The sequence below is a fragment of the Aestuariivivens sediminicola genome (genome assembly GCF_022662015.1).
Lineage (GTDB): Bacteria > Bacteroidota > Bacteroidia > Flavobacteriales > Flavobacteriaceae > Aestuariivivens > Aestuariivivens sediminicola.
Window position 1 is genome coordinate 41,052 of sequence record NZ_JAKMCM010000008.1, and the last position, 15,244, is coordinate 56,295.

The following is a 15,244-nucleotide window of genomic DNA, read 5'->3' on the forward strand; positions in this document are numbered from 1 at the left end:
AACACCAAATGAATCTTCAAAGAATATGACATCGAACTGTCGAGCATACTTAAAATACGATACAAAATTGTTTTATGATCAAAGGAATAATTACCATTTGATTCATTCCAATTCGTTAATTATTAATTGTTAAATGTCCATCAACAACTATGACTGCAAGTAGCTTGTTTTATATTATCATAATACTATTAATCATCAATTTTATAGTCGATAAGGTGATTGATGCCCTGAATGCAAAACATTTTAAGGATGCCCCTCCCAAGGAATTACAGGATGTTTACGATCAGGAGGCCTATGACACATCCCAGCGCTACAAGGCCACAACCTATAAATTCGGTATTATTACTTCGACCTTTTCCTTGCTGTTAACATTGGGATTCCTTTGGTTTGACGGGTTTGCGTATGTGGATAATTTGGCACGAAGTATCACCAGCCAACCCATTTTAGTTGGGCTGCTGTTCTTTGGCATCATTATGTTGGGAAGCGATATTCTATCGCTGCCGTTTTCGGTATACAGCACCTTCGTGATCGAAGAAAAATTTGGTTTTAACAAAACCACAATTAAAACATTTATTCTCGACAAAATTAAAGGCTGGCTTATGATGGGAATCGTTGGCGGTGGTCTTTTGGCATTGATTATATGGTTTTACCAGATAACCGGAACACACTTTTGGTTGTATGCCTGGGGCCTGGTAGCTGTATTCACTATTTTCATGAATATGTTCTACTCCAAACTGATCGTACCCTTGTTCAATAAGCAAACCCCACTGGAAGAAGGTGCTTTGCGGGATCAGATTTCATCCTATGCCAAAGGGGTTGGTTTTACACTGGATAAAATTTTTGTTATTGACGGATCCAAACGCAGCACCAAGGCCAATGCCTATTTTTCGGGGTTTGGTCGGGAAAAACGCGTCACTTTATATGATACGCTAATCAATGATCTTGAGGATGATGAAATTGTGGCTGTTCTGGCTCATGAAGTCGGGCACTACAAAAAGAATCATATTATTTTTAATCTTATAGCCTCTATCCTATTAACCGGGATCACACTTTATATTCTATCCCTGTTTATATCCAATCCCTTATTATCTCAAGCTCTGGGGGTGAAAACAGCCAGTTTCCATATTGGCTTAATTGCCTTTGCCTTGTTGTATTCGCCCATTTCCGAAATTACAGGTTTGGGGATGAACTTATTCTCACGGGCCTTTGAATACCAGGCCGATGATTATGCAAAATCAACTTTTAGGGCCGAACCTTTAATCAGTTCCCTTAAAAAACTGTCAAAAAACAGTTTAAGTAATTTAACGCCGCATCCGGCCTACGTTTTTGTACATTATTCACATCCCACCCTATTGCAGCGCATCCGGAATTTAAGAAGCTAGTTGCACCAATGCTGCCTGGTATCCAATCAACACTAAAGCATCCGTTCGTAATACTCTACTTAGGTTCAATTCATTTTGTAGGCATGCACCTTTGAAATTGTCCTGTGAATTTTTGAAATTGTCCTGTGAATTTTCAAAATTCACAGGACAATTTTGCAACATCATGCTTATAAAATTTGAAAAACCTGCTGACTTGATGCAATAGTGCTGCGCAAGGGGCTTTTAAAATCTGCTGAACGCTGGAAGGCAGATCCATTTCCCTGAATAAAAAGTAAAGGTTAATTCAAATAAAAATGTATCTTTGCCCGCTGAAACTTTAAGCTTTTAATCAAGGTCTTAATTTTTCATAAACGCCTCAGGGAGAGGATGTGTTACCGGAAGTTTTAGGTTTAAGTATGTCGATTCGCTTCTCATGTAACACCACATAACACAATCGAATACTTACTTAAAATGAGCACATTTCAAAACTTGGGTCTCCACAAGGACCTATTACAGGCTATCAGTGACCTGGGCTTTACCGCGCCCAGCGAAGTACAGGAAAAAGCAATTCCTGTTCTCTTACAATCAGAAACCGATTTAGTGGCTTTAGCACAAACGGGAACCGGTAAAACAGCAGCCTTCGGGTTCCCTATGCTGCAAAAAATTGATATCAACAGCAGAACCACTCAAGGACTTATTCTTTCACCGACTCGTGAATTATGTTTACAGATCACGAACGAAATGAAGCTGTATGGAAAATACTGTAAGGGGCTGAATGTGGTTGCCATATATGGTGGTGCCAGTATTGCCGAACAAGCACGTGAGGTGAAACGCGGGGCACAGATTATCGTCGCCACTCCCGGTAGAATGAAAGACATGATCAGCCGTCAGATGGTCGATATCTCCAAAATTCAATTTAGTGTTTTAGATGAGGCCGATGAGATGTTGAATATGGGCTTTAAGGAAGATATTACCGATATTTTATCCTATACCCCCCAGGATAAGAGCACCTGGTTGTTTTCTGCAACCATGCCCAACGAAGTCGCCTCCATTGCCAAAAACTTCATGTACAATCCACAGGAGATCACTGTGGGTAATAAGAACGAAAGTACCGCTCAGGTCTCGCACGAGTATTACCTGGTGAATTCCAGGGATCGCTATTTGGCTCTTAAGCGTTTGGCCGATGCCAACCCGGATATATTTTCCGTGGTATTCTGCAGAACGAAGCGCGATACACAAAAAGTGGCTGAAAAACTAATTGAAGATGGTTATAATGCCGGGGCGCTCCATGGTGATTTGAGTCAGAACCAACGCGATCTGGTCATGAAGGCCTTCAGAAACAATCAGATTCAAATGCTCGTAGCCACTGATGTAGCGGCCAGAGGAATTGACGTCGATGACATTACCCATGTCATCAATTACCAGCTGCCTGATGAGATCGAAACCTATACCCATCGCTCCGGGCGCACCGGTCGTGCCGGTAAAACGGGTGTGTCCATGGTTATTGTGTCAAAAAGTGAAGTCCGCAAAATAAAGAGCATTGAGCGTATCATAAAAAAGCAGTTCCTGAAAAAGGACCTTCCCAATGGTATGGACATCTGTGAAGTCCAATTAATGTCTTTAGCCAATAAAGTACATCACACCGAAGTGAATCATGATATTGACAATTATTTAGGAAAAATAAATGCCCTGTTTGAAGATACCACAAAGGACGAACTGATAAAGAAATTCTTTTCGGTAGAATTCTCCAGATTTTACAACTACTATCAAAAGGCGCCGGATTTAAATGTATCTGACAGTCAAGTTGCAGGATCGCATGATGCGGACGATTCTGTTCGATACTTCATAAATGTGGGTCGAAAGGATGGTTTTGACTGGATGCAACTCAAAGACTTTTTACGAGATATTTTGGAACTCGATAAGGACGACCTGTTCAAAGTGGAAACAAAAGACAGTTTTTCATTTTTCAATACCGAAAAGGCATTAAAGGAGAAGGTCCTGAATTTCTTTACCGATTTCAAACATAACGGTCGGTTTGTCAATGTAGAAGTTTCCGAAAACCGCGGCAGTGGAAAGCGCAGGGACAGAAAACGAAATGGCAGTAAGCGATCTGACAAACGCAGTGGCTCAAAAAACAGAGCAGAACGAAGGCATTCAGGAGGAAAATCAAAATCAAGACGCTCAAAATCTAATGACTTTGCGGCCTCGAGGCCAAGACGCTCCAGGAGATAATTAAACATTCTTTATATTTAGAGCAGATATTTGTTAATTTTAAGTCAAAATAGAGCTACAGTCACATTACTAATTTTTTCTTTAGTATTTTTATCATTGATTTTAAGACCATGAAACAGTACCTACTTCTTTTCACCTTTATGCTGTCTTCTGCGATAGCACTTGCTCAGGAAGACGCTAAGGCCATAGGTACTGTTACCAATGCTACAGACGGTACGCCACTGGAAAATGTGAATATTGTTAATCTGAACCAGGTTATAGGGACATCGACCAATAGCAGTGGTGAATTTTCTATTTCAGCAGCGGTTAACGACACGCTGCACTTTTCCTATTTAGGGTTTAAATCGATCAAGGTCAGAGTGACGAACGACTGGTTAAAATTTGGCAATGCAGAAATTGAATTGACTGAACTGGCACTGGCGCTGGAAGAAGTGGTGGTAAACCAATTGCGACTCACCGGGTACCTGGAAGTAGATATCAAGCAAGTCCCCATAATCAATGAGAACTACCGCTATAGTATTTCAGGATTACCCAGTACGGGATATGAAGCCAGAAAACCGACCGGGGTGAATAAAATCCTGGGATCCATATTTAATCCGGCCGATTTCTTACACCGCATGTTTGGAAAAAAACCCAACGAGATGCGCAAGTTAAAAAAGATGAAGGAAGATGATGAAATCCGAAATTTGCTGGCCACACGCTTTGATAGAGAAATGCTAACGGTATTGCTACAGGTAGACCGGGTTGATTTAGACGAAATTGTGAGTCAATGCAACTACTCCAAGGGTTTTATACGATCGGCCAATGACCTTCAGATTCTTGATGCCATAAGTGAATGCTATGAAGAGTACAAGGTACTCAGCCGCGGAAGAAGCAAACGGTTGTAGCTATCCCTTTTTGAACGGCGGATGCAACACGCCTGTAATGCACTTAAAGCATGGCTGTATTCTACACACCGACAACTACAACAAGCAAAAACGTTCAGGTTCAGGTCTTGATCATAATCAATGGCTTCGCCTATTCTAACATATCGTGAAATGGACAAAGAACGGGAAACCAGGGCGACATGGAATAAGGTCGCCAAAATCTACGAAGACAAGTTCATGCAATTGGACCTGTATGACCATACTTACGACTGTTTTTTAAAAGGGATGCCCACACCAAATGCGAGGCTATTGGATGTTGGTTGCGGCCCTGGAAACATTACAAAATACATTTTATCAAAAAACCCTGAATTTGATATTCTGGGCATCGACCTGGCACCTAATATGATTGCACGCGCCAAAAAGAATAACCCCACGGCAAATTTCCTGATTATGGATAGCCGCCATATCGACCAACTCACCACCAACTTCGACGGCATAATTTGTGGCTTTTGCCTGCCTTACTTATCGTCGGAAGCGTGTGCGGACCTCCTCAATAATGCGCAGCAATTATTAAACAGAAATGGGCGTTTGTATTTAAGTTTTGTAGAAGGGAGACCGGCTTCATCGGGATTTAAGGGAAGTCATATGGGAAGGGTTTACATGTACTATCACCAGCTTGAGGATCTAAAAAAGCAACTTTTAAAGTTACATTTTAAGGACTTAAAGACCTTTAAAGTGGCCTACACCCTATCTGAATCGACCTATGAAACGCATACCATTTTAATAGCGAGCAAAATGGAGGCCTAAGGCAAATTACGATCTATAAACGATTTCGCAAATAATGCAGCGACTGTCTATTCATAAAAGCGATCCACGATATCCTTATAACTCTTAATGGTTTTCTTACACCAATCCAAACGCTTCTCCAACTGCTCCGATGCGCTCAATTGCCAGGGCACATCCGATTGCCTTAACCTGCTTGTTATCTGTTGTAAAATTATAGCTGCTGAAACAGAAATATTCAGACTTTCAGTGAAACCGACCATAGGAATTGTTAAACATTGATCTGCCTGATGTATCACCTCATCTGAAAGGCCTTCAGTTTCCCTCCCAAAGAAAAAACAGGATTTTTGGGTCACATCGAAATCCTGCAATGCACAATCACTGGCATGTGGTGTGGTGGCCACGATCTGATACCCCTGATGCTTTAATGTTTTAATACAATCCATCGCCGAGTTATACCGATGAATATCTACCCATTTCTGAGCACCCATGGCAATCTCTCTATCGATACGTTTGGTATTCCGTTCCTCAATAACATGCAGATCCTGGATTCCAAATACATCGCAGCTCCGCAATACCGCACTCGTATTGTGTAATTGGTACACATCCTCAATAGCGACGGTGACATGTTTGGTGCGCTGTTGTAACACCTGAAAGAATTTGTGTCTACGCCGATCAGACAAGTACGATTCCAGATGGTATAATAATGTAAGGTCAATCATTCCATAAAAGTAATCCTATTTGGCAATTCGTCAGAAAACGAGCCGCATATCGGCTCAAAAAGCAGGAACAAATCGTTCGGCCAGGAATGTCTTTTTATTGTTTGGAATGTAAGGCAATACGATTACCCTCGCTATCAATAAAAACACCCATGTAGCCGTATTCCGGTGAAATCTGTGTTTTGGGCTGGTAGATCTCCCCCCCGGCAGGAACGACACGATCGAGTTCATTTTGCACATCATCACTCATAAAATAAATAAGCACGCCTTCTTTGCTCGGGATATATGAATCCTGCTTAATTAGAGTGCCCTGGGCCCCGTGCGCTTCACCTCTATCCGGAAACCACCCCATGAGCAAACCACCCAAATCATGAACACTAATTTCGATATTAAAGACCGTTTCATAAAAGGTTTTTGCACGATCCATATCGCTAACGGGTATCTCGAACCAACCTATCATGTTCTTTTTCATGTTTATACAAGTTTGATTAGCTATGTTAAATTTACAAAAATTAGCTGTGTTAAAAATTGAAACGAAGTGAAAAAAAGAATTAAAAAAACAGAATCAAAATATTGCAAATTGGTAATTAATAATTATTTTTGCAGCCAATTTCGGATTAACCTCTGGCGAAAATCGTGAATGTTGTTTCGGATCAACCATTTAAATTTAAAGATATGGAATCTTTAGTAAAATTTGTTCAAGACGAATTTGTTACAAAAAAGGACTTGCCGGAGTTTGGAGCCGGAGATACGATTACCGTATATTACGAAATTAAGGAGGGTAATAAAACCCGAACCCAGTTTTTTAGAGGAACTGTTATTCAAAGGAGAGGTTCCGGAGCTTCCGAAACCTTCACGATAAGAAAGATGTCAGGCTCCATAGGTGTCGAGCGTATTTTCCCTGTTAATTTACCTGCTTTGCAGAAAATTGAAGTCAACAAGCGCGGTAAGGTGCGAAGAGCGCGCATCTTCTACTTCAGAGGTCTTACTGGTAAAAAAGCGCGTATTAAAGAACGCAGAGCATAAATCCTTTTATGTTTCAACATATATTTAAAAAGCCTTGAGAACTCAAGGCTTTTTTTATTAACTATTGTTAATAACTACGGTTCATAAACGGTTGATATTTAAGAAGGGGAAAAATTTGCATTTTTGAATTCTTGATTTATATTAGCGAAAGAATCGAAGACAAACTTGTTTTGGTTTCACTTAAAAAATGAATTCGCGGAGATTCGAAATTAAAGTAACGTTCTTTAATATAATTGTCTTTTGAGGTTTGGAGGTGCCACGTGTATGCGTGCGTAAGCGAAGAATCATGATACTGCAAAAAGAACACCTGCGCAAGCGAGTGGAAACTAAGGTGGTTGAAAGCCCGCAAAGTAGTAGTACTGCCGATGCGGACAATGCTTAAGCGCTGTGCAAACGCGCAAGCGAATGGATAGCGAGAGAGCATCAAGGAAGACAGTTAAACTGGAGCATTTTGAGTAATACGTCAATACATTTTGAACATTGCACGAATGCTTCATTGAAATAACTGCACTTGAACCGAAAAGATATGATGAAAATTCAAATCGAGTTGGCAGCAGTGCCAAATAGGTCACGGAATGTTATTTCAAAGAAAGCCATGTCAGAGTAGATGCAAATCTACAGTGATATGGCTTTTGTTTTTTTATTATTTTACCATCTTATTTTTGTGGATTGCACATCAGGAGTTACTTTTTTTTGACTTCGATTTAATTAGCGAATTATCTCTCGTATTCGCATCTTTTTAAGGCCAATAAACTGTCATTTTTTTGTATATTCGCAACGCCAAAAACGGCACTTATTCTTAATCCTATTATTCACTTTATTTAAATTAAAATACAGACACGGATGTCAAAAATTATCTACACGAAAACAGATGAAGCTCCGGCCTTAGCGACGCGTTCTTTTTTGCCCATTGTGAAATCATTTGTAAAATCATCTGGCATAACAATTGAAACACGAGATATTTCCTTATCCGCTCGAATATTATCTGTTTTTCCTGATTTTTTAAAAGAAGACCAACGTGTATCTGACGATCTGGCATTTTTGGGTGAACTGGCTACAAAACCGGAAGCAAACATTATTAAACTGCCCAATATAAGCGCCTCTATACCACAATTAAAAGGAGCGATATCGGAACTTCAGGACAAAGGATTTGCCGTTCCGGATTATCCTGACACACCGAACAATGACACTGAACGAGAAATTAAATCACGTTATGACAAGGTTAAGGGCAGTGCTGTAAATCCTGTATTGCGTGAGGGCAATAGTGACCGACGCGCCCCGAAAGCCGTTAAGAACTACGCTAAAAAGAATCCGCATTCCATGGGTGCCTGGTCAAGCGATTCAAAAACTCATGTGGCTACCATGTCTGAAGGCGACTTTGCGCATAATGAACTATCCGTTACGCTGTCCGAAGCCACTAGCATCAAAATTGAACATATCAATGAACATGGTGAAGTCTCGCTTTTAAAAGATACCTTCCCAATAAAAAAAGGTGAGATTATTGATGCCACCGTCATGCGTAAAAAAGCCTTGATTCGTTTCTTGAAGGAACAGGTTGCAGATGCAAGGGATAAAGGCGTGCTGTTTTCTTTACATATGAAAGGTACGATGATGAAGGTTAGCGATCCCATTATATTCGGACATGCGGTGAGAGCTTTTTTTGAAGCTGTTTTTGAAAAGCATGGCAAAACGATTGAAGCCCTTGGCGTAAATGTCAATTCCGGATTGGGTAATTTGTTAGAACGCATAAAGGAATTACCTGAACCGAAACGATTGGAAATCGAGGAAGATATCGCGGCAACCTATAAGAACGGACCTGCTATTGCCATGGTAAATAGCGATAAAGGCATCACCAATTTACATGTACCTAGCGATGTTATTATAGACGCCTCCATGCCGGCCATGATTCGCACTTCCGGTCGTATGTGGAATGCCGATGGGCAATTACAGGATACCAAAGCGGTCATACCGGACAGCAGCTATGCCGGTGTGTATGCTGCAACCATAGATTTCTGTAAAACGCATGGCGCCTTTGACCCCACAACCATGGGCACGGTGCCCAATGTGGGCCTTATGGCACAGAAAGCCGAAGAGTACGGATCTCATGACAAGACCTTTGAAATTGCTTCGAATGGCACAGTAAGGGTTATCGATTCCGAAGGAAAGACTTTAATGGAACATCAGGTTGAGACCGGTGATATCTGGAGGATGTGCCAAACCAAAGATGCCCCGATTCAGGATTGGGTAAAACTAGCCGTAAATCGTGCCAGGGCATCGCAAACACCTGCCGTATTCTGGTTGGATGAGCAGAGGGCGCACGATGCGGAACTCATTAAAAAAGTGAATACCTACTTAAAAGACCACGATACAGAAGGCCTGGATTTAAGAATCCTATCTCCTATTGAAGCCACAACCTTTACCTGTGAGCGGTTAAGATTGGGCAAGGATACGATATCCGTAACAGGGAATGTGCTAAGGGATTATTTAACGGATTTATTCCCGATATTGGAAGTGGGAACCAGTGCCAAAATGCTTTCAATCGTGCCATTAATGAATGGCGGTGGCTTGTTTGAAACCGGTGCCGGAGGATCTGCACCCAAACATGTGCAGCAATTGTTGGAAGAAAATCATTTGCGATGGGATTCCCTGGGTGAGTTCCTGGCTCTGGCCGTTTCGCTGGAACATTTTAGTGAAGTGAACCAGAATGAAAAAGCCAAAATTTTGGCTGAAACTCTGGATGAGGCTACCGAACAACTTCTGGAAAACAAGAAAGGCCCCTCTCGTAAGGCCGGGGAATTGGATAACCGAGGCAGCCATTTCTATTTGGCCCTGTATTGGGCTCAAGAGCTGGCAAATCAATCGAAAGACGAAGTGCTCAAAGCCGAATTTACAGCTGTGGCCAGGCAATTGTCGGATAAGGAAAATACCATTGTAAACGAATTAAACGGTATCCAAGGTGTTCCGGTGTCTCTTGGCGGGTATTACCTGCCGGAGGATGATCTCGCAAATCAAGTCATGAGACCGAATGCGACCTTGAATGATATCATAGATTAATTAAACTAAAACCGTGCATTTAAAGCTCCTATTTAGGGGCTTTTTTTTATTTTTATCAAAAATTTTGCATGCATCACAGGTTTCTTTGGATCATTTTATCGTTTTTGCTAAATGGCCTCATTGTAAATGCCCAGGAAAAATATACCTTACGAGGCCTTATTACAGAAGAGAGCAGTAATGAAACCCTGATTGGTGTGAATGTTGTCTTTCCTGAAATTCAATCCGGAGCGGCTACAAACGAATATGGTTTCTATTCCATAACACTGCCCGAAGGCACCTATACCATTGTTGTGAGCTATCTCGGATTTAACTCCGTTTCCGAGACCATTACCTTGTCAGGAGACCTGGTAAAAAACTTTAGTTTAGTACCATCCACTGAAAGTCTGGAGGAAGTTGTCATAACCAGGGATCTCAATGAACTCATTATTAAAACCCCTCAAATGAGTGTCAATAGATTATCTTCAGCCACCATAAAAGAAATACCCATGGTGCTCGGTGAATCCGATATTATTAAAGCCATTACCCTATTACCGGGTGTGACCACAGGAGGAGAATCGGGATCCGGGTTTAATGTCAGAGGGGGTGCGGCCGATCAGAATTTATTTCTTCTGGACGAGGCTATTCTTTATAATTCGTCCCATTTGTTTGGCTTTTTCTCCGTATTTAATCCGGATGCCATTAAAGACCTACGCTTATACAAAGGCGGTATTCCGGCGCGCTATGGTGGCAGAGTGTCTTCGGTACTGGATATTTATCAGAAGGAAGGGAACAGCAATGCCTTCCATATGAATGGCGGCATTGGAGCGGTGAGCAGCAAACTCCTGGCTGAAGGCCCCCTGAAAAAAAATAAAGGATCGTTTTTATTTGGTGGACGATCGACCTATGCCCATCTATTTTTACCACTGTTCGATCTGGACAACATTGCCTATTTCTACGATCTGAATACAAAACTAAGTTACAAGATCAATGATCGCAACAATATCTATCTGTCGGGATATTTTGGGCGTGATGTCTTCAGCATTCAGGATGCTTTTGAAAACGCCTATGGGAATGCCGTTTTTAATTTCAGATGGAACCATTTGTTTTCGGACAAACTCTTTTCAAATCTATCACTCATTTATTCCAACTATCATTACGATTTAAAACTGGGTTTTGTAGAATTTGATTGGGTTTCAGGCATTCGGAATTTTAACCTGAAGTACGATTTTAAACATTATATCAGCAACAACTTTAAATTACAGTACGGATTAAATAGCATCTATTATAAATTCAATCCGGGAAATATCACTCCAACTACTGAAACCTCAGGCATCAATCCCTTTAAACTCATAGACAAATACGCCGTGGAAAGTGCCCTTTATCTGGATGCAGAACATAAATTATCCAATAAATTATCCTTATCCTACGGATTACGGTTCAGTATGTTTCATCGTTTGGGACAAGATGAACTGAATGTTTATGAGAATGACCAGGCTGTGGTGTTTAACACCGATTTCCAGATCTATGAGAAAGCCAATCCCATAGGAGTTACAAACTATAAACGCAGTGATGTCATCGCTAAATTCTCCAATTTAGAACCTCGATTCTCATTGGCCTATCAACTGAATTCTTCAAGTTCTATAAAAGCGAGTTACAACAGAATGAGTCAGTACCTGCATCTGTTATCGAATACCAACTCACCAACTCCCCTGGATGTCTGGACGCCCAGCGGCAAATTTATCAAACCGCAACTATTGGATCAAGTGGCGATAGGCTATTTCCGAAATTTCAAAAACAGGAGGTATACCATGGAGATTGAAAGCTATTATAAAAAGCTGAAAAATAGAATAGATTATATCGATGGTGCCGATTTAGTGGCCAACAATGCCATCGAACAGGCCATTTTAAATGGTAGAGCACGAGCCTATGGCCTGGAATTCCTTTTGCGAAAGAATGAGGGTCGCCTGACGGGTTGGCTGGCCTATACCCTATCGAAATCGGAACAACAGACCGGAGGTCGAACCGCGGAGGAAACCGGTATCAATAATGGGGAATGGTATTATACTCCATTTGACAAAACACATGATATTTCTGTTACGGGAAGTTATGAAATCAATGAGAAATGGAAATTAAACAGCAATTTTTTATTTCAGACCGGGCAACCCACCACTTTTCCTAACGGACAATATGCGTTTAACGGTGTGATCGTTCCGAATTACGGGAAGCGGAACAGTAACAGATTGCCCTCCTATCACCGTCTGGACCTGGCAGCCACCTACACTCCGAAAAAGCGCAAAACGAAAACATGGAAAACCTATTGGGTATTCAGTCTTTACAACATTTACAACAGACGAAATGCCAACTCCATTTCCTTTGGACGAAATCAGGAGAACGGGAAAAATGAGGCAACACGATTATCCCTATTTGGGATTGTACCGTCAATCTCATATAATTTTAAGTTTTGAAACTATGAAAAAATATGGCTTCTTTTTCATGTTGAGTATGAGTCTCTTATCTTGTGAGGATGTGATTGATGTGGCACTTGAGACCTCCGAACCACGACTGGTCATCGACGCCGGCTTAAACTGGTTCAAGGGGACCAGTGGCCAGGAGCAACATATAAGGTTAAGCCTGACAGCCCCCTTTTATGATGCAGATGTGCCTCCGGCTACAGGGGCAACCGTTTATGTAACGGATACGTTTAACAACAGGTTCGATTTTATCGAAGAAAATGGAACGGGAAGCTATATTAATGACGCCTTCATTCCCCGAATTGATGGCCTCTATTTTCTAACCGTAATTTATGATGACGAAACTTATACGGCATCCGGACAGTTGCAGTCTGTAAGTCCCATAGAGTTTGTAGAACAGAATAACAACGGTGGTTTTGCGGGTGATGAGACCGAATTGGAAGCCTATTATACCGATCCTTTGGGGATCGAGAACTATTATCTCTTTGAATTCATAAATACTGCAAACAATACCCGAACTCTGGAAGTCTATGATGACGAATTTACGGATGGCAATCAAATCTTTGCCTTCTATGCCGATGAAAATCTCAAGGCGAACGATATCGTTGAAATAAGAAACTTTGGAATTTCCAACCAATTTTATGAATTCATGAATATCTTACTTCAACAGACCGATGAGGAACAGGGCGATCCTTTTGAAGTTCAACCAGCAACCGTCCGCGGAAATTGCATCAATGAAACCAATCCGGAAAACTACCCACTGGGGTATTTCAGGCTATCTGAGGCCTCTGTCTTTATTTATGAGGTTGAATAATCCCCTATTCGTAAAGCTGGTCAGTGTAAAAATGTATATTTTTGAACTATGGATTTTATAAAAACCACAGAGCAGGATTCCCATTATAACCATCTTGAAAAGATGAGCATTCCTGAATTGCTTCAAAACATTAATAATGAAGACAAAACGGTTCCTTTGGCTGTGGAGAAGGCGCTGCCGCAAATCGAGGTCCTTGTACATCAGGTTGTCAACCAATTGAAACAAGGTGGTCGCCTGTTCTATATTGGTGCGGGTACCAGTGGACGCTTAGGTATTTTGGATGCCTCGGAGTGTCCGCCTACCTTTGGTGTTTCGCCCGATTTAGTTATTGGTTTAATTGCTGGTGGGGACACCGCCATTAGAAATGCCGTAGAATTTGCTGAAGATTCCACCGTCCAGGGCTGGGAAGACTTAAAAGCGTATAACATCTCCAGTAAGGACGTTGTTGTTGGTATCGCCGCATCGGGAACAACACCATACGTCATCGGTGCGCTACAACAGTGTAATACCCACCATATTGTTACGGGTTGTATTACCTGTAACAACAATAGTCCTCTTTCAAATACGGCCAAATACCCTATAGAAATCATTGTAGGACCGGAGTTTGTAACCGGAAGTTCAAGAATGAAGGCCGGAACAGCCCAAAAACTGGTCCTGAATATGATTACTACCACCACCATGATTCAATTGGGGCATATCAAGGGCAATAAAATGGTGGATATGCAATTGAGCAACAATAAGCTTGTCGACAGAGGGACTAAGATGCTTATGAAAGAATTGCATATTACAGAGGAAGAGGCCCAGCAGCTATTGGACCAATTTGGAAATGTACGCAGTGCGATAAAACATTATAATGACCAAAACCAAGCGAACACATAAAGAAACACTCGTTAAAGGACTGAAGCAAATGGGAGGTTCTTTGATCTGTATGTTTACCGGACCAAGCCTGATTTATATTTCCCAAACAAAATTAACAGCTCCTATTGATACGATTATGTTGGTGATTGCCATCGCTATATGTTGTTTAGCGGTATACCTCGGGTTTCGAGGAATACATACCATAATGGACAGCATGTTTAAAAAGGGTTAATTCAAACCGGATGCCTGAGGCGTTGTTGGGTTGTATCCGAAGCTATGGTCTTTCATGGTAAGTCCGAGGCGATCTAATATATAATTGATAATGGCATAATGATGAATGGTATGACTATTGGCCTGAGCCAGTAATGCCCCATACGTATAGGGCATATCTGTAGCGCCCATACCCAGATCGTCAGTAACCGTAACCTCTAAATCAGGACGAGTTTCCATGGTTTTTAATCTTTCAATAATACCCTTTAAATAATCTGACGCATGATTGCAGCAGGTTTCAACATTTATGTTTCGCTGTCTTGCGGTGAGATCAATTCTGTTGTTCTCATCCATATTCAGGATACAATCATAAAAATCCAAAATATGACGTATATGGCCACCTATACTTGAATAGTAGGGCGAAACAGACACATCGGACAATGTTCCATCATCTAAGTTTAACAATAAGTATTCTGTTTTTTGAAGGGTCTTTAGCGTGGCCTGAAGAATGGTGTTCATAGAAGACTAAAATACTAATTTTATTCAATTAAAAATTATGCATTTAGTCTAAAATCAGAAACAAACTTACATTTGGTATCTTCTAGGGTTGGAACACCTATTCAATTGACCATTAAACCCCTGTTTAATTTGCCCTCTTCAAAAAGGGGATTCAATTCTTGGAAATAACAGATTTGATTGCAAAAAAAACGATCAGGAAAATTATAATAAAGTAATGATCACAATTTAAAAAAGAAAAGGCCCTTCATTTAGAATGAAGGGCCTTCAAGAAAGGCAACGACCTACTCTCCCACTAATGCAGTACCATCGGCGCTAACGGGCTTAACTTCTCTGTTCGGAATGGTAAGAGGTG

At 41.1% G+C, this 15,244-nt stretch carries 13 protein-coding genes and 1 rRNA gene; 10 read left to right on the forward strand and 4 right to left on the reverse strand.

What is annotated here, in order from left to right:
• Positions 1–149 precede the first annotated feature (149 nt).
• The 4 genes from MR041_RS14540 to MR041_RS14555 all read left to right on the forward strand — a co-directional run bounded on the left by MR041_RS14540 (position 150) and on the right by MR041_RS14555 (position 5,266).
• A complete protein-coding gene (locus MR041_RS14540) occupies positions 150–1,382 on the forward strand; it encodes a M48 family metallopeptidase (RefSeq protein WP_242094977.1) in 1,233 nt (410 codons plus the stop codon).
• A 450-nt stretch (positions 1,383–1,832) separates the two neighbouring features.
• Positions 1,833–3,593, forward strand: a complete 1,761-nt coding sequence (locus MR041_RS14545) for a DEAD/DEAH box helicase (RefSeq protein WP_242094978.1) — start codon at positions 1,833–1,835, stop codon at positions 3,591–3,593.
• Between the two features lie 110 nt (positions 3,594–3,703).
• Complete coding sequence (locus tag MR041_RS14550) at positions 3,704–4,480, forward strand: carboxypeptidase-like regulatory domain-containing protein (protein WP_242094979.1); 777 nt, start codon at positions 3,704–3,706, stop codon at positions 4,478–4,480.
• 150 nt (positions 4,481–4,630) lie between these two features.
• The gene (locus tag MR041_RS14555) at positions 4,631–5,266 is read left to right on the forward strand and encodes a class I SAM-dependent methyltransferase (protein ID WP_242094980.1); all 636 of its coding nucleotides are present in this window, start codon (positions 4,631–4,633) and stop codon (positions 5,264–5,266) included.
• Positions 5,267–5,313: 47 nt separating this feature from the next.
• On the opposite strand, the gene MR041_RS14560 is transcribed toward MR041_RS14555, so the two are convergent.
• Both MR041_RS14560 and MR041_RS14565 read right to left on the reverse strand, forming a co-directional pair.
• Complete coding sequence (locus MR041_RS14560) at positions 5,314–5,964, reverse strand: TrmH family RNA methyltransferase (RefSeq protein ID WP_242094981.1); 651 nt, start codon at positions 5,962–5,964, stop codon at positions 5,314–5,316.
• 94 nt (positions 5,965–6,058) lie between these two features.
• Positions 6,059–6,433: a VOC family protein gene (locus tag MR041_RS14565; protein WP_242094982.1), complete on the reverse strand. Its 375-nt coding sequence runs from the start codon at positions 6,431–6,433 to the stop codon at positions 6,059–6,061.
• A gap of 203 nt (positions 6,434–6,636) precedes the next feature.
• Here MR041_RS14565 and rplS point away from each other — a divergent pair, with 203 nt between their 5' ends.
• The 6 genes from rplS to MR041_RS14595 all read left to right on the forward strand — a co-directional run bounded on the left by rplS (position 6,637) and on the right by MR041_RS14595 (position 14,395).
• On the forward strand, positions 6,637–6,987 hold the full coding sequence (rplS, locus tag MR041_RS14570) for a 50S ribosomal protein L19 (RefSeq protein ID WP_242094983.1): 351 nt from the start codon (positions 6,637–6,639) through the stop codon (positions 6,985–6,987).
• An 843-nt stretch (positions 6,988–7,830) separates the two neighbouring features.
• A complete protein-coding gene (locus MR041_RS14575) occupies positions 7,831–10,041 on the forward strand; it encodes an NADP-dependent isocitrate dehydrogenase (RefSeq protein WP_242094984.1) in 2,211 nt (736 codons plus the stop codon).
• A gap of 68 nt (positions 10,042–10,109) precedes the next feature.
• A complete protein-coding gene (locus MR041_RS14580; RefSeq protein ID WP_242094985.1) occupies positions 10,110–12,485 on the forward strand; it encodes a TonB-dependent receptor in 2,376 nt (791 codons plus the stop codon).
• Positions 12,486–12,489: 4 nt separating this feature from the next.
• Complete coding sequence (locus MR041_RS14585; RefSeq protein WP_242094986.1) at positions 12,490–13,305, forward strand: DUF4249 domain-containing protein; 816 nt, start codon at positions 12,490–12,492, stop codon at positions 13,303–13,305.
• A 48-nt stretch (positions 13,306–13,353) separates the two neighbouring features.
• Complete coding sequence (gene murQ, locus MR041_RS14590) at positions 13,354–14,184, forward strand: N-acetylmuramic acid 6-phosphate etherase (RefSeq protein WP_242094987.1); 831 nt, start codon at positions 13,354–13,356, stop codon at positions 14,182–14,184.
• Positions 14,159–14,395 (forward strand): DUF6095 family protein, encoded by a 237-nt coding sequence (locus tag MR041_RS14595; RefSeq protein ID WP_242094988.1) that lies wholly within the window; start codon positions 14,159–14,161, stop codon positions 14,393–14,395. Before murQ ends, MR041_RS14595 begins: the two co-directional genes overlap by 26 nt.
• Here MR041_RS14595 and MR041_RS14600 read toward each other — a convergent pair.
• Positions 14,392–14,892 carry a hypothetical protein gene (locus MR041_RS14600; RefSeq protein ID WP_242094989.1) on the reverse strand — a complete coding sequence of 167 codons (501 nt, stop codon included), beginning with the start codon at positions 14,890–14,892 and terminating at the stop codon, positions 14,392–14,394. The two genes, MR041_RS14595 and MR041_RS14600, sit on opposite strands and share 4 nt — an antisense overlap.
• A gap of 268 nt (positions 14,893–15,160) precedes the next feature.
• Positions 15,161–15,244 (reverse strand): 5S ribosomal RNA (rrf, locus tag MR041_RS14605); the annotation flags it as partial.